This window comes from Rhodanobacter aciditrophus, from assembly GCF_050026795.1.
GTDB lineage: Bacteria > Pseudomonadota > Gammaproteobacteria > Xanthomonadales > Rhodanobacteraceae > Rhodanobacter_A.
This window is the reverse complement of record NZ_JALBWP010000010.1, coordinates 303,451-324,102: the sequence shown is the minus strand read 5'-3', so window position 1 is coordinate 324,102 and position 20,652 is coordinate 303,451. Positions and strand designations below refer to the sequence as shown.

The window sequence follows — 20,652 nt, the reverse complement described above, 5'->3', positions numbered from 1 at the left end:
CACCCGCCGTGCGGCGCCCACCCTGCGGATGGAGCGTCGGCTCGCTCGATCAGGCCTTGCCTGGCAGACGTCCCTTCAGCGCCGCCGCGTCGAACGGGCCTGGAGCGGCGATCAGCGCGCGCGCCGCGTGCACCTGGTCCCAGGTGTTCCACAGCAGCACGCCGCGCACGCGGCCGCGCTCGAGGTAATACACCACGCCTTCGCGGTTGGGCTCACGCCAGTCTTCGACCACGTCGAGGCGCGTATCGAGCAGGCCGACCGCCTCGTAGCCGAGATCGAACAGGTCGGAGTAGAAGAACGGCAGCGTGTCGTAGCGGTCGGTGGCACCCGCCATCGCGCGGCCGGCGTGCCGCCCCATGCCGATGGCCGCATCCTCGTGCTCCACACGCAGGCGCCGGTCCAGCGCGGGGTTGTGGAAGTTCGCCACGTCGCCGGCGGCCCAGATGTCGGGATCGCTGCTGCGCAGCTGCGCGTCGACCACGATGCCGTTGTCCACCTCGAGGCCCGCCTGTTCGGCCAGCGCGACGTTCGGCGTCACGCCGAGGCCGGCCACGGCAGCCTCCACCCGCAGCAGGCTGCCGTCGGACAGGGCGAGCTCCACGCCGCCGTCGGTGGGCCGGCCGCCGGTCACGCGCACGCCGCTGCGCACGTCCACGCCGTGGCCTCGATAGTAATCGTCGAGGAAACGCGCGAGGCCATCGGGGTAGCGGCCCGCGCCGATGTGCGCATCCGGAAACAGCATGCACACCTTGCAGCCGACGCCGCTGAGCGAGGCGGCCAGCTCGGCGCCGATGAAGCCGCCGCCGACCACCGCGACGACCGCGCCGGGCTGGGCGAAACGGCGCAAGGCCTGGTAATCGTCCAGCGTGCGGAAATGGATCAGCCGTTCGCCGCCCTCGAACGCCAGCCGCCGCGGCGTGGCGCCGGTCGCCAGCAGCAGGCGCCGGTAGCGGTAGCTGTCGCCCTGGCCGTCGTGCACGACGTGTGCTGCGCGGTCCAGCGTCACGACGCGCCGGCCCGGGTACAGCTTCGCGCCGCTGGCGGCGGTGCCGAGGCCGATGTCGGCCACTGTCTTGTCGCCTTTCCACAGCGCCTTGGACAAGGGCGGGCGCTGGTACGGCGGCGAGCTTTCCTCGCCGACCATGCCGATGTCCGCCGCCGCGTCGACCTCTCGGATCGCCTTCGCCGCCGCGTCGGCCGCCATGCCGGCGCCGACGACCAGGTAATCGTGCACGTGCTCCATGACGCACCCCGTGGCTGGATGAATCCGGCCATCATGCGCTCCCGCAGCAAATGTGGCGTGAAGTCGCAAGAGCCCGTTCAATATCTCCGCGTGGTCCGCCCCGGGAGCTGTTGGCGTGCAGGCCAAGGAAGGTCGAGGAAGTGGACGTCCGTCCACGACCGATTGACGACGCAGGCATGTGGGCAAACAGACCCGGCCCTGCGGGTTGCCTTGCCGTGGCCGCCATGCGGCAGCGCGCGGCTTGGCCTGACAACCAGTCAGGCGCTGCGCCACGCACTGCACCTGACAGCCACGGCAAGGCAACGCCGGCTGCGTGGGAATATTGAACGGGCTCCATGGCCTGCGGCGGCAGGACGTACACTGATGCGAACCGTTCCGGCAAGATCCGCCCATGCCCGCCAGCGAAACCCTGCTCACCGTCCTCGTCGTGCTCGCGCTGCTGCTGCTGGCGCTGCAGGTCGCCCTGCTGCTGCGCGGCCGCGGCGACGCCGGCCTCGCCGCGAAGCTCGACGCGCTGAAGGACGACAACGAGCGCCTGCAGCGCGCGCTGCGCGAGGAACAGCGCAGCGGCCGCGAGGAACTGCAGCAGGGCTTCGAGCGCTTCCGCGGCCACGTCAACGAGCAGCTCGGCGGCATGTCGCGCCAGCAGGCCGAACGCATCGACGGCTTCGGCCAGCGCCTCGCCGCGCTCACCGACGGCACGAATGCCGGCCTGCAGACGCTGGCGCAGCATCTCGCCGAGGACGCGCGCAAGAGCCGCGAGGAACTCACGCTGGCGCTGAACCGCTTCGGCGAGCAGCAGCAGCAGCGCCTTACCGCGCTGGGCGCCCAGCACGAGCAGCGCATGGGCGAAGTGCGCGGCACGCTGGAAGGCCAGCTCAAGACGCTGCGCGAGGACAACGCCGCGCAGCTGGAAAAGATGCGCGCCACCGTGGACGAGAAGCTGCAGAGCACGCTGGAGGCACGCCTCGGGCAGTCGTTCCAGCTGGTTTCCGAACGGCTGGAGCAGGTGCAGCGCGGCCTCGGCGAGATGCAGAGCCTCGCCACCGGCGTGGGCGACCTGAAGCGCGTGCTGGGCAACGTGAAGACGCGCGGCATCCTCGGCGAGGTGCAGCTGGGCGCGCTGCTCGACCAGCTGCTGACGCCCGAGCAGTACAGATCCAACCACGCCACCGTGCCGGGCAGCAACGAGCGCGTGGAGTTCGCGTTGCGCATGCCCGGCGCCGACGCCGAGCACCCGGTGTGGCTGCCGATCGACGCGAAGTTCCCGCGCGAGGACTACGAGCGCCTGCTCGACGCGCAGGAGCGCGCCGACGCCGACGCCGCCACCGTGGCCGCCGCCGCGCTGGAACGCCGCGTGCGCGAGGAGGCACGGACGATCCGCGCCAAGTACGTGGCACCGCCGCACACCACCGATTTCGCGATCCTGTTCCTGCCCACCGAGGGCCTGTACGCCGAGGTGCTGCGCCGCGCCGGCCTGTTCGAGGCCCTGCAGCGCGAGCACCGCGTCACCGTGGCCGGGCCCACCACGCTCACCGCGATACTCAACGCGCTGCAGATGGGCTTTCGCACGCTCGCCATCGAGAAGCGCAGCAGCGAGGTATGGCAGCTGCTGGGCGCGGTGAAGAGCGAGTTCGGCAAGTTCGGCGAGGTGCTGGACAAGGTGAAGAAGAAGCTCGACGAAGCCGGCCGCCACATCGACGCCACCGGCGTGCGCACCCGCGCCATCGCGCGCAGGCTGCGCGGGGTGGAATCGCTGGGCGAGGGAGATTCCCAGCGCCTGCTGGGCGGCGACATCGCCGACGACGAGCCCGGCGAGGGCGACGAGGCGTAGCCCCGCACGCAGCGGAGCCGGTTCCGTGCAGGAGCGCATCCCCTGCGCGATGGGTCCCTCTGCGGAAGATGCGTCCCGTACGGGGAGCGCTCGCGCAACCCGCAAACGACGCGGCCAGCGCTTTGCACACCCGCGCCGTGCCCGCCGCGATGCGGACGCTACACTATGGCCCCACGCCCCGCACCACCGAGACCCCGCATGAGCGAGCCCACCCGCGACGTCACCCCCGAGCAGGCCGAGGAGGCCGTGCGCACCCTGCTGCGCTGGGCTGGCGAGGATCCCGCCCGCGAAGGCCTGCTCGACACGCCCCGGCGCGTGGTGAAGGCCTACCGCGACTGGTTCTCCGGCTACGCCGAGGACCCGGGCGACTACCTGCGCCGCACCTTCAAGGAGGTGGAGGGCTACGACGAGATGGTGGTGCTGCGCGACATCGAGTTCGAGAGCCACTGCGAGCACCACATGGCGCCGATCATCGGCCGCGCCCACGTCGGCTACCTGCCGACCAACCGTGTGGTGGGCATCAGCAAGCTGGCGCGCGTGGTGGACGGTTACGCGCGGCGCTTCCAGGTGCAGGAGAAACTCACCGCGCAGATCGCCCACTGCATCCAGGAGAACCTGCAGCCGGCCGGCGTGGCGGTGGTGATCGACGCCAGCCACGAATGCATGACCACCCGCGGCGTGCACAAGCGCGGCGTGTCGATGGTCACCAGCCAGATGCTGGGCGCGTTCCGCGACGACGCGCGCACGCGCGCCGAGTTCCTGGAGTTCATCGGCCTGCACGGCAGCATGCGCCGCTAGGCCGACGCGGGCGGCGACGGCACCTGCGGGACTGATCGCCCGGCCGCCGGCCCGGACATCCCGGGGCGGCCGCCCCCAGGATGCCGCGCGAATGAGCGCTGCGAACTTGCGATATCGTGCAGGTTCCTCCCTGGCTCCTGGGCCTTCCGGACCACGTGCGCATCGACCTGGCCACCATTGCCCTGCTCGGCGCCCTGCAGGCGCTGCTGCTGGCGCCGCTGCTGCTGGCCGCCACGCGCGCGTACACCGGCATCGCCCGCACCAGCCTGCGCCTGTGGGCCGCCGTGCTGGGGCTGCAGGCCACGGGCTGGGTGCTGGCCAGCCTGCGCGGACGGATCAGCGACTGGCTGTCGATCGTGCTGGCGAACGGCGTGTTGATGGTCTCCTACGCGCTGACCACCCATGCCCTGCGCATGCTGCTGCACCTGCCGCGCCGGCGGCGCCTGCTGATCGCGATCGGCGTACTCGGCTGGCTGGGCATCACGTGGTTTGCCGTGGTGATGCCCGATTTCCGCATGCGCGTGTATATCGCCGCGCTTTCGCTCGGCGGCTATCTGGCGCTGCTGATCTGGCCGCTGCGGCATGCCCTGCGGCGCGGCGGCTCGACGGCGCAGCGCGTCATGCTGCTGGTGCTCGGGGCCGCCAGCGCGGTGTGGTGCTGGCGACTTGGCCGGATGGTCCTGGGTGTCGATCCCAGCAGCGGCCTGCTGGACCCGACGCCGATCAACACCGCGATCATGATCTACAGCGCAGTGGAGCCGGTGCTGGCCAGCATCGGCTTCCTGCTGATGTACAACGAGGCCGTGCAGGCCGAGCTGCATCGGCTGGCCCGCACCGATCCGCTGACCGGTACCCTCAACCGGCTGGCGCTGGATGAGGAGGCGCGCCGCCTGTTCCAGCTGGCAGCGGAACACGACGGCGGCCTGGCGGTGCTGATGATCGACGCCGACCACTTCAAGGCGATCAACGACCGCTTCGGCCACGCCGGCGGCGACCGCGCGCTGACGGCGCTGGCGACCTGCATCGGCCGGCATCTGCGCGCGTCGGATGTGCTGGGCCGCGCCGGCGGCGAGGAGTTCCTGGTGCTGCTGCCGGAGGCCGACGCGGCGGTCACCGATGCGCTGGCCGAACGCATACGCCAGCAGGTGGCCCAGCTGCATCCGGTGCTGGACGGCGAGACGCTGACCATCACCGTCTCGATCGGCGTGGCGGCACGCCTGTCGCAGGATCGCCACGTCGACGCACTGATCCGCCGCGCCGACCGCGCGCTGTACGCCGCCAAACGCGCAGGCCGCAACCGCATCGCCGCGCTTCCGGCCATCCCCGCACACGAACGCGATTGACGCCGGCTCCGACAGGAGCCCCGGCCCGCGCCGCGCGCGGTTTGCGACCGGCGACGCGGGACCCGGCACCCGCACTTCCACTCCCGGGGCGCAACTGCTGCAATACCGGCATGCGCCGATTCCTGCTGCTGATCTGCCTGCTGCTGCCGCTTGCGGCGGCAGCGCAGGATTCGCGCAGCGCCTACCTGCGGCAATTCGACACGGACGGCAGCGGCTGCGTGAGCGAGTCCGAATACCTGGCCTGGATGAGTCGCGGTTTCGTGCGCATGGACGGCAACCACGACGGCGTGCTGGAACCCCGTGAACTGCCCGGTGGCCGCGGCAAGCCGGTGACGCTCAAGGGATGGCAGGCCGACCTGCGCCGCCAGTTCCACCGCCTGGACCGCCGCCGCAACGGCTGCCTCGACGCGCAGGAACTCACGGCGCCGCCCGGCTGAAGCCCGCCGTTGTGCCGCCGGCCAGCCGCGCCGCGGCGCGATGCGCTATCGTTTCGCGTCTGCCTTGCCGCACCAGCCATGAACCAGCCTGCCGTCCCCACCTCGCGCCATCGCGCCGCGCTCGCCTTCATCTTCGTCACCGTGACGCTGGACATGCTGGCGTTCGGCATCATCATCCCGGTAATGCCGCACCTGATCGTCGAGCTGATCGGCGGCAGCATCGCCAAGGCGGCCGTGTGGGTCGGCACGATCAGCACGCTGTTCATGCTGATGCAGTTCGTGTTTTCGCCGGTGCAGGGCGCGCTGTCGGACCGCTACGGCCGGCGCACGGTGATCCTGATCTCCAGCTTCGGCCTCGGCGTGGATTTCGTGGCGATGGCGCTGGCGCCGGCGCTGTGGCTGCTGTTCCTCGGCCGCGCGGTGTCGGGCATCTGCGCGGCGAGCTTCTCCACCGCGAACGCCTACATCGCCGACGTGGTGCCGAAGGAGAAGCGCGCCGCCGCCTTCGGCATGCTGGGCGCGGCGTTCAGCGTGGGCTTCGTGCTGGGGCCGGCGCTGGGCGGCCTGCTTGGCCACTGGCAGCTGCGCCTGCCGTTCTGGGTGGCCGCGGCGCTGTCGCTGGTCAACTTCGGCTACGGCTGGTTCGTGCTGCCGGAATCGCTGCCGAAGGAACGCCGCGCCGCACGCTTCGACTGGCGCCACGCCAACCCGTTCGGCGCGGTGGCGCTGCTGCGCCGCTACCCGCAGGTGCTCGGGCTGGCGGTGGTGTTCTTCCTGATCAACTTCGCGCAGTTCTCGCTCAATTCCACCTATGTGCTGTACACCGACTTCCGCTTCGGCTGGGGGCCGCAGGCGGTCGGCTACACGCTGGGCCTGGTCGGACTGTGCGGCGCCGTGGTGCAGGGCGGCCTGGTGCGCCGGCTGATGCCGAAGCTGGGCGAGCGGCGGATGATCGTCACCGGCCTGGTGCTGTGCGTGGCGGGCTATCTCGCGTTCGGCCTCGCGCCGACCGCCGCGCTGTTCCTGCTGGCGATCCCGCTGTTCTGCCTCGGCGGCCTCGCCGGACCGCCGGCGCAATCGATGATGACCCATCTGGTCGACCCGCACGAACAGGGGCGCCTGCAGGGCGCGCTGTCCAGCCTGCGCGGCCTGGCCGGCATCCTCGGCCCGGCGATGTTCGCGAACCTGTTCGCGCTGTTCATCAGCGACCGCGCGCCGGTGCGGCACCTGCCAGGTGCCGCCTTCGTGCTGGCCGCCCTGCTGCTGCTGGCGGCGACGCTGGTGGCGGTCCGCACCACGCGCCACGTCGCTCCGGCAGAGGCACACGCCGACGACGCGGCAACGCCGACCGTGCCGCCCGCCGTCGGCGACGTGCTCGCATCCGAAATGACCTCCCCCAATCCTGCGGAGCAAACCCGATGAGCCTCTCCATGTATCAGGCCAGCGTCCCCGTCTTCGTCCGCGCCCTCACCAACCTGCGCCACGTGCTGCAGAAGGGCGAGGCGCACGCCAAGGCGAAGTACGTCGGCGACGCCGTATTGCTGCAGACCCGCCTGATCCCCGACATGCTGCCGCTGGTGAAGCAGGTGCAGATCGCCTGCGACATGGCGTGCCGCGGCTCCGCCCGCCTCGCCGGCGAGGAACCGAAGAGCTTCGAGGACAACGAGGCCACGATGGCCGAGGTCTACGACCGCATCGACCGCGCGATCGCCTACGTGCAATCGTTCCCGGCCGAACGGATCGACGGCAGCGAAGACCGCGCGATCCACCTCAAGATGCGCAGCGGCGAGCTGCACCTGCAGGGCCAGGCGTACCTGCTGCAGTACCTCCTGCCCAACCTGTACTTCCACTGCACCACGGCCTACAACCTGTTCCGCGGCATGGGCGTGGAGATCGGCAAGACCGATTTCATCGGCGCGCTTTGAGGGTGGCGGCGGCCCGCCACCGGGCCGCTGGTGCGATACCCCTCGTCCGGCTCGGGCGAGGGGTTTTGTTTTGGTTTTTGTCTGCCGCCAGGAACTAAGGCGGCTTCGGGTGCCTGTCGCGAGGGACGGGGTGGTTTTGGGCATTTGCCGCGAGGGACAGGGCAGTTTCGGTCGCTCACCACAAGTAACAAGGCGGTTTCGAGCGCCTGCCGCAGGCGACAGAGCGGTTTCGGCCGCCTGCCGGCGCCCGAGTCCCTTCTCTTTGCTGGCCCACGCCACCGCAGAAGCGGTGGCAAACGATGAAGCCGGCCCGAAGGGCGGAGGGCAGGATGCCCGGAGTCAAGAGAAGGAACCAAGAGAAATGGCCTGGTTCAACCCGCTGGGAATACAAGCCCGATGTGTCGAGGGGGGAACTATTCCCACCTACGCGATAGACGACGCGGCCACGCCGCGACGTATCTGGAAACTGAGGGAGGCAAAGCCTCGCGGCGCTTCGCGCCGCTTTGGCCTTGCCCGGCTCTCGCTTTCGCTTCGCTCTGGCCGTTGCGGTGGCTTCTGCGCGCTGGGAGCGCGCTGCTGTTCGGGGCCCCTGGGCGGCGGTGAGGCGAGGACGATGAGGCCGCGCAGCGGGCGAGGCCACGGATGGACTCGCCTTTTCGCGCGGGCAGGAGCCCGCTCGAAAAGCCCGGCCCCGCCTCACGCACTCGCAGGGCAGGATGCCCGCAGAGCGCCGCCCCGGGGTGTCGTTTCCTCTTGGTTACTTCTCCTTTGGACAAGCAAAGGAGAAGTAACTCGGCCGCCGGCAGGCGGTCGAAACCGCGTTGTTCCTAGTGGCAGGCGGACGAAACCACCTTGAAACGCGCGAAAAACTTGCTCCGCCAACAGCCCCCTCGTGGCGTGCATCCGCGAATCTGCGAAAATCCGCATCCTCACCCAGCGAAACACCGCCCGCCCCTGATGCTGCGCCTCACCAACCTCAAGCTCCCGCTGGACCACCCCGCGGAAGCGCTGCCCGCGGTGATCTGCGGCAAGCTCGGCATCAAGCCCGGAATGCTGCGCGGCTTCAGCGTGTTCCGCCGCGGCTACGACGCGCGCAGGCGCGGTGCCATCGCGCTGATCTACACGCTGGACGTGGAGGTGGACGACGAGGCCGCGCTGCTGGCACGCCATGCCGACGACCGCCACGTGCAACCCACGCCGGACACCGGATACCGCTTCGTGGCGCGGGCGTCGGCGAAGCTGGAACACCGGCCGATCGTGATCGGCTTCGGCCCCTGCGGCATCTTCGCGGCGCTGATCCTGGCGCAATCGGGCTTCCGGCCCATCGTGCTGGAACGCGGCAAGGCGGTGCGCGAGCGCACCCGGGACACCTGGGACCTGTGGCGCAAGCGCAACCTGCATCCCGATTCCAACGTGCAGTTCGGCGAGGGCGGCGCGGGCACGTTTTCGGACGGCAAGCTGCACAGTCAGATCCGCGACCCCTTGCACCATGGCCGCAAGGTGCTGGCCGAGTTCGTGAAGGCCGGCGCGCCGGAGGAAATCCTCTACGTCAGCAAGCCGCACATCGGCACGTTCCGGCTGGTGACGATGGTGGAGAACCTGCGCGAAGGCATCGAGGCGCTGGGCGGCGAGATCCGCTTCGGCCAGCGCGTGGACGACCTGCTGGTGGAGACCGATGTGCAGGGCGCGCGCCACGTGCGCGGCGTGCGGCTCGCCGATGGTGGCGAGCTGCGCAGCGACCACGTGGTACTGGCGCTGGGCCACAGCGCGCGCGACACCTTCGAGATGCTGCACGCGCGCGGCGTCCACGTGGAGGCGAAGCCGTTCTCGATCGGCTTCCGCATCGAGCATCCGCAGTCGCTGATCGACCTGGCACGCTTCGGCCCGCAGGCCGGCCACCCCATCCTCGGTGCGGCGGACTACAAGCTGGTGCACCACGGCAAGGACGGCCGCTCGGTGTACAGCTTCTGCATGTGCCCCGGCGGCACTGTGGTGGCCGCCACCAGCGAGCCGGGCCGCGTGGTCACCAACGGCATGAGCCAGTATTCGCGCAACGAGCGCAACGCCAACGCGGCGCTGGTCTGCGACATCACGCCCGCCGACTACGCGCCCTACGGCGAAGGTCCGCTGGCCGGCATCGCGCTGCAGCGGCATTGGGAGTCGAACGCGTTCCGCATGGGCGGCGGCGATTACAGCGCGCCGGGCCAGCGCGTGGGCGATTTCCTCGCGGGCAGACCTTCGCGTGCCCTCGGCGAGGTGCTGCCCTCCTACCAGCCGGGCGTGCACCTCACCGACCTTTCCACCGCGCTGCCCGACTACGCGGTGGCGGCGATCCGCGCCGCGATCCCCGCCTTCGACCGCCAGATCCGCGGCTATGCGCTGCCCGACGCGATGCTCACCGGCGTGGAGACGCGCACCTCCTCGCCGGTGCGCATCCGCCGCAACGACGACGACCTGCAGAGCCTCAACACGCGCGGCCTGTATCCCGCCGGCGAAGGCGCGGGCTATGCGGGCGGGATCCTGTCCGCGGCGGTGGACGGCATACGCGTGGCGGAGGCGGTGTCGCTGTCGATCGCGTCGCCGTAAGCGCGGGCGCAATGGCGCGCCTCAACGCCACTCCACCCGTCCGACCACGCGGCCCAGCGCGGTATCCATCTTCTTGCACAGCTTCGGCGTGCCGTTGACCAGCACCGGTTCGGCGGCGGGCTTCAGCATGGGCACATCCATCAGCGAGTCGCTGTAGGCAAGCTGCCAGGCCGTCACGCCGTGCCCGGCCAGCGCCCTGAGCTTGTTCGCGCCGACATTGTGGAAGCCGGTACGCATGCCAGCCCAGGTCGGCCTCAGCCGCGAGGCCAGCAGCTCGACGTCGCCCAGGCCCAGCTGTTCGAGGATGCCGCCCACCAGGGCCTGCTCGCAGCCGGTCACCACGATCACGCGCTCGCCCGCCTGCTGGTGGCGGCGCAACTGGCGCAGCGCGTCGCGGTTGAAGCGGCGCGAATGCTGCACCAGTTCGACGGCAAAGGCCTGCGCCTGGGCCTGGTAGCGCCTCTCGCCGGTGGCGAACAGCGCCACGTGCACCAGGGTGCGCGCCGCGCGCCGCCGCGAGAACGGCAGTTGCAGCAGCAGCCACGGCAGGCAGGGCAGCACCAGCAGCGTGCGCAGCCACGAGCGCGCGTAGCGGCTGCGGATGAAGAAGTGGAACGCATCGCCGTGCAGCAGCACGCCGTCGAAATCGAACAACACCACGCGCGACGCCGACACGTCGTCGCCCGCCGGCGGCGGTGCCATGTCCCCTGTTTCCATGCGCATTACTTCGTGCCGAACAATCGCTTCAGTTCGCTGCCCGGGTCCTCGGCGCGCATGAACGCCTCGCCGACCAGGAACGCGTTGATGCCACCCTCGCGCAGCCGCGCCACGTCCTCGGGCGTGCGGATGCCGGACTCCGCCACCAGGATGCGGTCGTACTCCATCCGTTCCTGCAGCGCCAGCGAGGTTTCCAGCGAGGTCTCGAAGTTGCGCAGGTTGCGGTTGTTCACGCCGATCAGCGGCACCGGCAGCGCCAGCGCGCGCTCCAGCTCGTCCTCGTCATGCACCTCGCACAGCACGTCGAGATCCAGCTCGGCCGCCTGCAGCGAAAGCTGCAGCAGCACGTCGTCGTCCAGCGCGGCCACGATCAGCAGCACGCAGTCGGCGCCGATCGCGCGCGCCTCGTGCACCTGGTACGGGTCGATGATGAAGTCCTTGCGCAGCACCGGCAGCGTGCAGGCGTCGCGCGCCTGCTGCAGGAACGCCTCGCTGCCCTGGAAGAAGTCGCTGTCGGTGAGCACCGAGAGGCAGGCGGCACCGGCCTTCTCGTAGCTCTTCGCGATCGCGGCCGGGTTGAAGTCGGGCCGGATCACGCCCTTGCTGGGGCTGGCCTTCTTCACCTCGGCGATCACCGCGGGCTTGCCGGCGGCGATCTTCGCCTCGATCGCCGCGGCGAAGCCGCGCGTCTCGGGCAGGTCGGGGATGCGCGCCGCCAGCTCGGCCAAGGGCAGCCGGGTCTGGCGTTCGGCGACTTCTTCGGCCTTGCGGGCGAGGATGCGGTTGAGGATGTCGGTCATGGGCTGTGGGGGGTCGGGGCCGGGGCATCGTGGCGGCGGCGATGTCGTCGCGCCGTCAAGCCGATCATGCCATCCCGGCCAGCCGCCGTGTCGCCGTCACGAAGGCCTGCATTTTCGCACGAGCCGCGCCGCTGGCAATCGTGGCGCGCGCCAGCACGATGCCCTCGTCGATCGAACCGGCCACGTTCGCCGCGTACAGCGCGGCGCCGGCATTGAGGCAGACGATGTCGTGCGGCACGCCGCGCTCGCCGGCCAGCGCCTGCTCCAGCATCGCCTTCGACTCGGCCACGTCGGCTACGCGCAGGTTGCGGCTGGAGGCCATCGCGAGGCCGAAATCCTCCGGCTCGATCTCGTACTCGCGCACCACGCCGTCCTTCAGCTCGCCCACCAGGGTGGCCGCACCCAGCGAGATCTCGTCCATGCCGTCACGGCCCCACACCACCAGCGCCCGGCGCGCGCCTAGCTGCTGCAGCACGCGCACCTGGATGCCGACCAGGTCGGGGTGGAACACGCCCATCAGGATGTTCGGCGCGCCGGCCGGATTGGTCAGCGGCCCGAGGATGTTGAACAGGGTGCGCACGCCCATTTCCTTGCGCACCGGCTCCACCACCTTCATCGCCGGATGATGGTTCGGCGCGAACATGAAACCGATGCCGGTCTCCTCGATGCAGGCGGCCACCTGCGCGGGCGGCAGGTCGATGCGCGCGCCCAGCGCCTCCAGCACGTCGGCGCTGCCGGACTTCGACGACACGCTGCGCCCGCCGTGCTTGGCGATGCGCGCGCCCGCCGCCGCGGCCACGAACATCGCGGCGGTGGAGATGTTGAAGCTGGACGCGCCGTCGCCGCCGGTGCCCACGATGTCGAGCAGGTGCGCGTCGTCGCCCGCCACCGGCACCTTCCGTGCCAGCTCGCGCATCACGCGCGCTGCGCCGGTGATCTCGCCGATGGTTTCCTTCTTCACGCGCAGGCCGGTGATGATCGCGGCGGTCATCAGCGGACTGACCTCGCCCGCCATGATCTGCCGCATCAGCGCGATCATCTCGTCGTGGAAGATCTCGCGATGCTCGATCGTGCGTTGCAGCGCTTCCTGCGGCGTGATGGTGATCTCGCGTCCGCTCATGCCGCCAGCTTCCGCCGCGGCAGGCCGAGGAAATTCGCCAGCATGTCGTGGCCGTGCTGGGTGAGGATGGATTCCGGGTGGAACTGCACGCCCTCCACCGGCAGCGTCTTGTGCCGCAGGCCCATGATCTCGTCGATGCTGCCGTCGGGGTTTTCCGTCCACGCGGTCACTTCCAGGCAATCCGGCAGCGAACCCTGCTCCACCACCAGCGAGTGGTAGCGGGTGGCCTCGAACGGGTCAGGCAGGCCGGCGAACACGCCCTGCCCGCGGTGGCGCACCGGCGAGGTCTTGCCGTGCATGATCCGCTTGGCGCGGATCACCTTGCCGCCGAAGGCCTGGCCGATCGCCTGGTGGCCGAGGCACACGCCGAACACCGGGATCTCGTCCGACAGCCCGCGCAGCACGTCCAGCGACACGCCCGCGTCGTCCGGTGTGCCCGGCCCGGGCGAGATCATGATGTGCGAGGGCTTCAGCGCACGGATGCCCGCCACGGTGAGCGCATCGTTGCGCACGACTTTCACTTCCTGCCCCAGCTCGCCGAGATACTGCACGAGGTTGAAGGTGAAGCTGTCGTAGTTGTCGATCATCAGGAGCATGGCGAGGCCCGCGGGTGAACCGGAGCGATGCCCCGGGGAGTGGGGTGTTCATTGTGGCGGGACGGCGGGGCCTGCTCAAGCAACGAATCGGCATGAGGGCCACGGGCGCCCGGCGTCAGCCGCCGCCGCGAGGGTGCGGCGGCTCCCCGCTCACTCCGCCAGCACCCCGGCGTCACGCAGGCGCCGGCGCAGGCCGTCCAGCTTGTTGCCGTAGCGCAGGCTGCGTGCGGTGTCGCGGCGCAACGGCTGCCGCACCTGCGCCGCGCTGGGGGTGCTCAGTACCGTGCGTGAGGTCTTGTGGAACTCGAGGCACGCGGGGTGGAACGGCAGGCCGCAGAAATCCAGCAGGCGGCGGATCACCGGTTCCGGCTCGGCGACCAGGGACTCGTACGGGAGATCGAGCACGCGCCCGGGATAGCGGTCCAGCCAGAAGCGCGTCAGGCGCAGGAAGTCGATGCAGTAGTCGGCCATCTCGTCGAGGTCGCAGGTGAAACCGCTCAACTCGGTGAAGCACTGGCGGAAGCAGGCCAGGCAGGTTTCCACCGGGTCGCGCCGCACGACGACCACGCGCGCCGCGGGCAGCATCGCCAGCGCCGCGCCCACCAGGTACCAGGTCACCAGGCTCTTGTCGGTGAAGCGCGGCTTGCTCCTGCGCCACGGCGCGGTGCGCGCGAGGTATTCGCGGCCCAACCGCTGCCAGTCCGCCGCGCTGGCATCCGGTGCCCACAACGGGAACGCCGAGCGGCGACGGCGCGTTTCCGCGTCGATCACCTGCGACATGTCCTTGATCTCGTTCGCGCCCTCGACCTCGGGGTGCGAGGCCAGGATCTGCTCGACCAGGGTCGAGCCGGAACGCGGGACGCTGACGATCAGGATGGCTTCGTGTCCAAGTCGCGGATCCAGCGGTGGCGGCATGCCCTGCGCGAAGACGCGCTGGATTGCCTCCACGCGCCGGTGTTCGCCCGCGGCGTCCCAGCGCACCCGCTGGCGACGCGACGCGTTGGCGAACCGGAACGTCTCGAACGCCTGCGCATAGTCGCCCTGGTCCTCCAGCGCCTTGGCCAGGGTGAACCCGAGCAGCTCGCGATGGCGCGGCGGCAGGTCGCCGCGGGCCAGCGCCCGGCGCAGGCCTGCCGCATCCGCGGCATCGAAACGCACGGTGTTGAGGTTCGACAGCCCGAACCAGCCTTCGGCATTGCCAGGGTCGAGGCGCAGCACGTCGCGGAAGCCGGCGACGGCGGCGGCGACCTGGCCGAGGCTGGCCTGCGCCTTGGCCAGCGACAGCCGGGCCGGAATGTGCGCGGGCGCAAGCCCGATTGCCCGCTGCAATACCGCGACCGCCTCTTCCGCGCGTGCGTTCCGCCACAGCGCCTCGCCGAGGTTGAACCAGACCGGGCCGGAGGCGGGTGCCAGTTCGCAGGCACGGCGCAGCTGCGTCATCGCCTCGTCGATCTCGCCGTGTTCGTACAGGGCGATGCCGAGGCCGAGCCGCAGGTCGGCATCGTCGGGCCATGCCGGGAGTACCCGGCGGAAGCACGCCACGGCGCTGGCATGGTCGCCGCGGCGCTGGGCCGCCACGCCCAGCATCCGCAGGGCGTCCGCGTCGTCCGGCGCCAGCGCCAGCGCCTGGGCGATCGAGCGCTCGGCGGCATCGAATTGCCGCCGTTGCCATTCCTCGCGCGCCCTCGCCAGCAGCTGGGCCGCTGCCGGCGGCGGCGCGGGATGTGCGGTCTCGGAACTCATGCCGCCACGCTACACAATTGGGGGTTCTTGTTGAAGGGAACGGCCGCGGATGGCCGCGCCCTGCCCGTCGCGTCCATGGACGCACGCAGAATTGCCGTCGCAAAAAAACGCCGGGCACGGGCCCGGCGCAAGGGGGAGGTCCGCATCGCTCAGAAATCGTAGGAGATGGAGAAACGCACGCTGCGTGGCGGGCGGGTGTCCTGCACGCGGCCGTAGTCCGGGTTGGGGCTGCTGGTGGTGCCGTAGAAGTCGTTGTAGAACACCGTCGTCTGGTCGTTGAGCACGTTGAACACCGCGAGGTTGAAGTCGAGCCTGTGCTGCGCCCACGCCGGCTTGTAGTCCAGGCTGAGGTCGACGTCGTGCACCCACGGCGTGGTGCCGAGCGAGCCGGGGGGCACGGGCACGCCGCCGCACCAGTAGTAGGTGTGCGAACCGTGCAAGGCGACCTGGTTGGGGCCGTAGCCGCCGCGGCACATCACCGGCGTGCCCGAGGTGATGTACAGGTCGGCGCCGACCGTCCATTCCGGAGTCAGCGCGTAGGCGCCGAAGATCTTGAACTGGTGCTTGCGGCTGTTCGGCAGCACGCCGCCCGACCAGTCCATGCGCTCCGGGAAGTCCCACGCGGTGGTGAGCGATTCGTAGGAGCCGCCCTGCTGCGAATACGTGCTGACCGGGCCCTCGGTGTTGCCCCAGGTGCGCGCGAACACGTAGTCGAACTTGGCGAACCACTTGCCGTCCCACGCGTGCTCCAGCGACAGGTCCAGCGAGTAGTAGCGGCGTTCCGGCCCCTTCGGGAAGCGCTGGTCGGCGCCGCTGAGCGTCACCGGCACGAGGCTGCCGTCCGGTGCCTTCATCCAGAGGTAATTGGTCACGCCCGGATTGATCAGCACCAGGCTCTGCGCGTAGTTGGAGCAGTCGGCGGGCGTCATCCAGGAATAACCCTGCGCACGACCGGCCGCGCACTCGATCTGCTCGTCGTCGAAGTCGTCGATGATGCGGTTCATCCGCTGGTAGGTGCCGGTGGCGCCGAACACCCAGTCCGTGCCCAGCATGTGGAACTGCTGCTGCAGGCCCAGCACGTAGTTGTCGGAGAATTCGGCCCTGGCGTTCCTGGCCGCGGAAACGCGCGGGTCCTTCGCCTGGCCGTACTCGTTGTCGATCGACACGCCGGTCGAGGGGCTCTGCGGCAACGGCGTGAAGCCGGTCGGCACGCCGGTCGCCGGATCGACCCCGGTGTAGGTGCCGTAGACGCCGGCATTCGTCACGGGGGCGGCGATGGACAGCGCAACCTGGGTGGGCAGCGCCAGGTAGTACCTGCCGGCGTTGCCGAATACCTTCAGCGTGGAATCGCCGTGCACGTCCCAGCTGAAGCCAAGGCGCGGCGCCCATTGCGGCTTGGTCTCGCGGATGTAGGGCACGCCCGACGCGTCGTAGTTGGTGAACTGGTCGTTGCGCAGGCCCAGGTTCAGCAGCAGGTTCGGGGTGACCTGCCAGTTGTCCATGACGTACTGGGCGCGCTGCGCCACGCGCACGGTGGCGACGCTGCGGTCGGTGTGCTTCTGCACGTAGTAGCAGGTTCCCTGGTAGCACTGCGTGGACGGCGCGACGTAGGGCGGGATGTTGGGATCGGTACCGAACACCGGCACGCCCTGGCCGGTCGCGCCGTAGATCCACTGGTAGCCCGGGCCGGTGTTCTGTGCGCCGTCGTCGATGTCGTAGGAGTTGATGTTGTCGATGCCGGCCTGCAGGTCGTGGCTGCCCAGCTTCCAGTCGAGGCTGAGGCGGTAGTTGGTGATCGACTCGCGATGGTTGGGGTCGGTGAGTTCCGAATTCTGCTGGGCGTTGTTGATGCCGCCCGGCGGGACGAACCGCGGGTCCTGCAGGGACGCATCGGCGATGTGCGGCAGCTCGGGGTCGTAGCCCGGATACGCGGGCTGTGTCGAGTAGTACTGGCCGTGCATCTTGCCGTAGGTGGCGTTCAGCGTGATGTCGTCGGTGAGGTAGGAGGTGTAGTTGAGCACCCCCATCTTGAACACGGTCTTGTTGTACTGGCCGAGACTGCTGAAGCCGCCGTTTTTCAGCGTGTCGTAATCGAAGTCGTAATAGGTGGGCTGCGTCCGGTGCGCGTTCTGCAGGTAGCTCAGCGTCAGCACGTTGCTGTCGTTGATGTTCCAGTTCAACTTGCCGTAGAACTTGGGGTCGTGCTGGCTGAGCGTGTAGGCGGAGCCGCTGCCGAACTCCTGGGTGTAGTGGTACTGGCTGTCGTCCCGCTCCGCGCTCAGGAAGAAGAACAGCTTGTCCTTGATCAGCGGACCGCTGACGTAGGCGTCGTAGATCGCCTCCCAGGACCGGTCGCCCCTGCGGTACACGGCCAGGTCGCCGGGCGAATAGACCGGGTCACCCGCCAGCAGCGGGTTGGCGTAGTACAGGTTGTCCGGCCTGGCGCGCAGGCTGGCCGGCTGCCACAGCACGCGTGCGCCGAAATGCCAGTCGTTGGTGCCGCTCTTGCCGATCTGGTTGATCACGCCGCCGATGGAGCGGCCGTACCGCGCATCGTAGCCGCTGATGTAGGTCTGCTGCTGGTCGATGGCGCCGTAGGGCAGCGTGACGCCGCCCTGGTTGTTGAGCGCCTCGGTGACGTTCATGCCGTCGACGTAGTACGCGTTCTCCGCCGTGGAAGCGCCGCCGAACACATTGATCGGCGTACCGAGCGGGCCGGTGCCCAGTTCGGGCGAACCCATGTTGACGCCCGGCGCCAGCAAGGCGATGTCCTCGGCGGTGCGCGCCAACGGCAACTGCTGCAGTTGCCTTGAAGTGATCGTGGTGACCTGGTTGGTGGTGGTCACGTCGATCGGCGGAATGGCGTTGGCGGTGACACTGATCGCGTTGAGGTTCACCGCATTCGCGGGGCCGCCCGCCGCGGACGAGAAATCGACGGCCACCGCGCCGGCCGCCACCGGCGTGACGTCGGTGCGACTCTGCACGACCTTGCCGTCCTGCAGCAGCGACACCGTGTAGGTTCCCACCGGGAGGGTGATCGAGTACCGGCCGGACGAGTCGACCGGGATGCTGCGGTTGAAGCCCGCACCGCCGGTGATCTGGATCGTTTCGTTGGCGGCCACCGGCACCGTGCCGTAGATGGTGCCGTTGGTCGCCTGCGACCAGGCGGTACCCGCAAAACCCATGGTGGCGGAACCGATGGCCAGCGCCAGCGCCTTGCGCTGGAACACCGCACTGTGTCGCGACGCACGAGAACATTTGCCCTTCATTGACGTGCTCCCCATTCGATCGATGGCTATTGCCAGTTGATGGATGCCCCTACCCGATTGTTGGAAAAGGCCGCCCTGCCCTCTTCAATCCGGCGAACCCGCCGGATCTGCGGACTCGCCCTCCGATGGATCGGCGACCGGCGCCGCCCGCGGCCGCGTCGACACCGGAAATGCCCGCGCTCATGTCGAGCCATGCCGCGATTGCCGCGCCACCACGCTGGTGGCGGCCAGGTCGGCGGTGACGTTGCCGAAGGTGGCCAGCGTGTCGGGCAGCGTGTCGACCGCCAGCATCAGCCCCAGCGGTCCCAGCGGCACGCCCATCGCCTGCGCCACCGGCAGGTTGGTGGCGATGAAGGTGACCTGCCCTGGCAGGCCGACCGACCCCAGGCTGATCACCACCGCCAGCAGCGCGCCGGCGACCAGCTGCGCCACGGAGAGATCGATGCCGTAGGCCCAGGCAATGAACGCGGCCGACGTGAGGTACTGCACCGGGCTGGTGAGGCGGAACAGCGACACCGCCATGGGCAGGGTCAGCGCGGTCACCGGCGCCGGATAGCCGAGCTTGCCGTCCGCGCTTTCCAGCATCGCCGGCAGCGAGGCCAACGAGGACTGCGTGCTGAGCGCCACCACCTGCGCCGGCACCAGCGCCACCACGAAACGGCGGATGCGTTCGCCGCCGAAGAACACCGCCACCGGCAGCATCATCAGCGCCACCGCCAGGTAGAGAATGCACTCCGCCAGCACGTAGACGCCCAGCGCGCTCAGCATGCCCAGTCCGGCGCGGGCGCACACTGCCAGGATCAGCGCGAAGACGCCGAGCGGCGCGATCCACAACACCCAGCGCACGATCACGATCATCGCGTCGGCGACCGCCTGGAACCACTCGACCAGCATCGCGCGCCGGGCCGGCGCGATCTGCGTGAGCGCGAAACCGAGGAACAGCGCGAACACCACCAGCGGCAGCATCGCGCTCTGCGCCGCCGCCGCGACCGCGTTGCTGGGAACGATCGCCACCAGCGTGTCGATCCAGCCGACCGGCCTGGCTTGCGCCGCCGGCAGGACCGCGGCGTGGTCGAGTGCCGCGGCCAGCGCCGGGTTGTGCGGGAAGCAGGCGAACAGGAACGGCGCGGCGAATGCCGCGAAAAACGCGCCGAGCAGCAGCAAGGCGACGAACACCACGATGGCGCGCCGCGCGATGCGGCCCGAGGCGGCGGCGTCGCTGGCCGTGTTCACGCCGACCACCACCAGCGCCAGCACCAGCGGCACCACGGTCATCTGCAGCGCGTTCAGCCAGAGCTTGCCGATCGGCTGCGCCACCTGGGCGACCTGCAGCGCCGCCCGCGGCTGCCACGCCGCCAGCAGCAGGCCGACGACGGCACCGGCGGCCAGCCCGGTCAGCACGCGGCTGGTCGCGCTCATTGCGCCGGCTCCGCGGCGACGGATGGAAGCTGCCAGCGCGCGCGCAGCTCAAGGTAGGCGGCCCGCGGCAGCAGCACGAACACCGGCTTCTGCTCCGCCTTCAGCCAGGCCACCAGCGACTGCATCACCGCCGGCGTCATCGCGGTGCAGCCCGCGGTGGGCGAGGTCGGCGACTTCCACAGATGGCCGAAGATGCAGCTGCCGCCCAGGGGCTTCGCCTGCGGGTTCTGCTCGATGTTGAAACCCAGCCGATAAGCCTGGTCGCCGTGCTCGTGGATGTCGCGCCGCATCGGTTCGGTGGAACCCTTCACGGCGGCGGCGCCGACCACGTTCGCATCGACGATGCGGTTGTATTGCTTGGCTCCGCTGACGTCGACGCAGTAGTCGGTGGCGCTCAACGCGCGATAGGGCATGGCGGTGTCGGCCTGGGCCGCATAGCCGAACACCGTGCCGACGCGGAACACCCCGGCGGGGCTGCGCTCGTCGCCCTCGCGCTTGACCGGCCCGTCGCTGCGCGGCTCGTTCAGGCCCAGCCCCCAGGCCGCGCCGTTCCGCCCGATCACCACCGGCGCCTCGATGCCGGCCGCGACCCAGCCGCCGTGCGCCCCGCGCGCGAACGTGCGCAGGGTGCCGTGGTCGGCGTTCCAGTCGGGGACGATCACCAGCACCAGCTGGCGCGAGCTGCGCCAATGGTCCGCCTCGGCGGATTTCAGGTCCTTGCCCGCCGCGGCGGCGGACAGCACCAGCAGCGCCATGACCGGCAACATGCGCGAGTGGAAGGAACGTGGAAAAGTCATGCGGACCTGCCTGATGGGAGGACGA

Annotated in this window: 16 protein-coding genes; 7 read left to right on the top strand and 9 right to left on the bottom strand. The window is 69.9% G+C overall.

Going from position 1 to position 20,652, the window contains the following annotated elements:
* Window positions 1-49 precede the first annotated feature (49 nt).
* Entirely contained in the window at window positions 50-1,243 is a 1,194-nt protein-coding gene (locus tag ACQGNW_RS06425; RefSeq protein ID WP_426662305.1) for an NAD(P)/FAD-dependent oxidoreductase, read from the bottom strand.
* 391 nt (window positions 1,244-1,634) lie between these two features.
* Here ACQGNW_RS06425 and ACQGNW_RS06420 point away from each other — a divergent pair, with 391 nt between their 5' ends.
* The 7 genes from ACQGNW_RS06420 to ACQGNW_RS06390 all read left to right on the top strand — a co-directional run bounded on the left by ACQGNW_RS06420 (window position 1,635) and on the right by ACQGNW_RS06390 (window position 10,166).
* Window positions 1,635-3,077 (top strand): DNA recombination protein RmuC, encoded by a 1,443-nt coding sequence (locus ACQGNW_RS06420; protein ID WP_426662304.1) that lies wholly within the window; start codon window positions 1,635-1,637, stop codon window positions 3,075-3,077.
* A 198-nt stretch (window positions 3,078-3,275) separates the two neighbouring features.
* The gene (gene folE / locus ACQGNW_RS06415; RefSeq protein ID WP_426662303.1) at window positions 3,276-3,875 is read left to right on the top strand and encodes a GTP cyclohydrolase I FolE; all 600 of its coding nucleotides are present in this window, start codon (window positions 3,276-3,278) and stop codon (window positions 3,873-3,875) included.
* Between the two features lie 155 nt (window positions 3,876-4,030).
* Window positions 4,031-5,218: a GGDEF domain-containing protein gene (locus tag ACQGNW_RS06410; protein ID WP_426662302.1), complete on the top strand. Its 1,188-nt coding sequence runs from the start codon at window positions 4,031-4,033 to the stop codon at window positions 5,216-5,218.
* Between the two features lie 110 nt (window positions 5,219-5,328).
* The gene (locus tag ACQGNW_RS06405) at window positions 5,329-5,655 is read left to right on the top strand and encodes an EF-hand domain-containing protein (protein ID WP_426662301.1); all 327 of its coding nucleotides are present in this window, start codon (window positions 5,329-5,331) and stop codon (window positions 5,653-5,655) included.
* A gap of 78 nt (window positions 5,656-5,733) precedes the next feature.
* Window positions 5,734-7,077, top strand: a complete 1,344-nt coding sequence (locus ACQGNW_RS06400) for a TCR/Tet family MFS transporter (RefSeq protein ID WP_426662299.1) — start codon at window positions 5,734-5,736, stop codon at window positions 7,075-7,077.
* Window positions 7,074-7,580 carry a DUF1993 domain-containing protein gene (locus ACQGNW_RS06395; RefSeq protein WP_426662298.1) on the top strand — a complete coding sequence of 169 codons (507 nt, stop codon included), beginning with the start codon at window positions 7,074-7,076 and terminating at the stop codon, window positions 7,578-7,580. Before ACQGNW_RS06400 ends, ACQGNW_RS06395 begins: the two co-directional genes overlap by 4 nt.
* 957 nt (window positions 7,581-8,537) lie before the next feature.
* Window positions 8,538-10,166: an NAD(P)/FAD-dependent oxidoreductase gene (locus ACQGNW_RS06390; protein ID WP_426662297.1), complete on the top strand. Its 1,629-nt coding sequence runs from the start codon at window positions 8,538-8,540 to the stop codon at window positions 10,164-10,166.
* Window positions 10,167-10,187: 21 nt separating this feature from the next.
* Here ACQGNW_RS06390 and ACQGNW_RS06385 read toward each other — a convergent pair whose 3' ends face one another.
* The 8 genes from ACQGNW_RS06385 to ACQGNW_RS06350 all read right to left on the bottom strand — a co-directional run bounded on the left by ACQGNW_RS06385 (window position 10,188) and on the right by ACQGNW_RS06350 (window position 20,627).
* Entirely contained in the window at window positions 10,188-10,868 is a 681-nt protein-coding gene (locus tag ACQGNW_RS06385; protein ID WP_426662295.1) for an HAD family hydrolase, read from the bottom strand.
* A 20-nt stretch (window positions 10,869-10,888) separates the two neighbouring features.
* The gene (gene trpC, locus ACQGNW_RS06380) at window positions 10,889-11,683 is read right to left on the bottom strand and encodes an indole-3-glycerol phosphate synthase TrpC (protein ID WP_426662293.1); all 795 of its coding nucleotides are present in this window, start codon (window positions 11,681-11,683) and stop codon (window positions 10,889-10,891) included.
* Window positions 11,684-11,747: 64 nt separating this feature from the next.
* On the bottom strand, window positions 11,748-12,803 hold the full coding sequence (gene trpD / locus ACQGNW_RS06375) for an anthranilate phosphoribosyltransferase (protein WP_426662292.1): 1,056 nt from the start codon (window positions 12,801-12,803) through the stop codon (window positions 11,748-11,750).
* The gene (locus ACQGNW_RS06370; protein WP_426662291.1) at window positions 12,800-13,399 is read right to left on the bottom strand and encodes an anthranilate synthase component II; all 600 of its coding nucleotides are present in this window, start codon (window positions 13,397-13,399) and stop codon (window positions 12,800-12,802) included. The genes trpD and ACQGNW_RS06370 overlap by 4 nt, the downstream gene beginning before the upstream one ends.
* Before the next feature lie 150 nt (window positions 13,400-13,549).
* Window positions 13,550-15,142, bottom strand: coding sequence for a tetratricopeptide repeat-containing sulfotransferase family protein (locus ACQGNW_RS06365; protein ID WP_426662290.1), 1,593 nt, complete (start codon window positions 15,140-15,142; stop codon window positions 13,550-13,552).
* Window positions 15,143-15,291: 149 nt separating this feature from the next.
* Window positions 15,292-18,411 carry a TonB-dependent receptor gene (locus ACQGNW_RS06360; RefSeq protein ID WP_426662289.1) on the bottom strand — a complete coding sequence of 1,040 codons (3,120 nt, stop codon included), beginning with the start codon at window positions 18,409-18,411 and terminating at the stop codon, window positions 15,292-15,294.
* Window positions 18,412-18,591: 180 nt separating this feature from the next.
* On the bottom strand, window positions 18,592-19,830 hold the full coding sequence (locus ACQGNW_RS06355; protein WP_426662287.1) for a dicarboxylate/amino acid:cation symporter: 1,239 nt from the start codon (window positions 19,828-19,830) through the stop codon (window positions 18,592-18,594).
* Window positions 19,827-20,627 (bottom strand): L,D-transpeptidase family protein, encoded by an 801-nt coding sequence (locus ACQGNW_RS06350; protein WP_426662285.1) that lies wholly within the window; start codon window positions 20,625-20,627, stop codon window positions 19,827-19,829. Before ACQGNW_RS06350 ends, ACQGNW_RS06355 begins: the two co-directional genes overlap by 4 nt.
* Window positions 20,628-20,652: the final 25 nt, after the last annotated feature.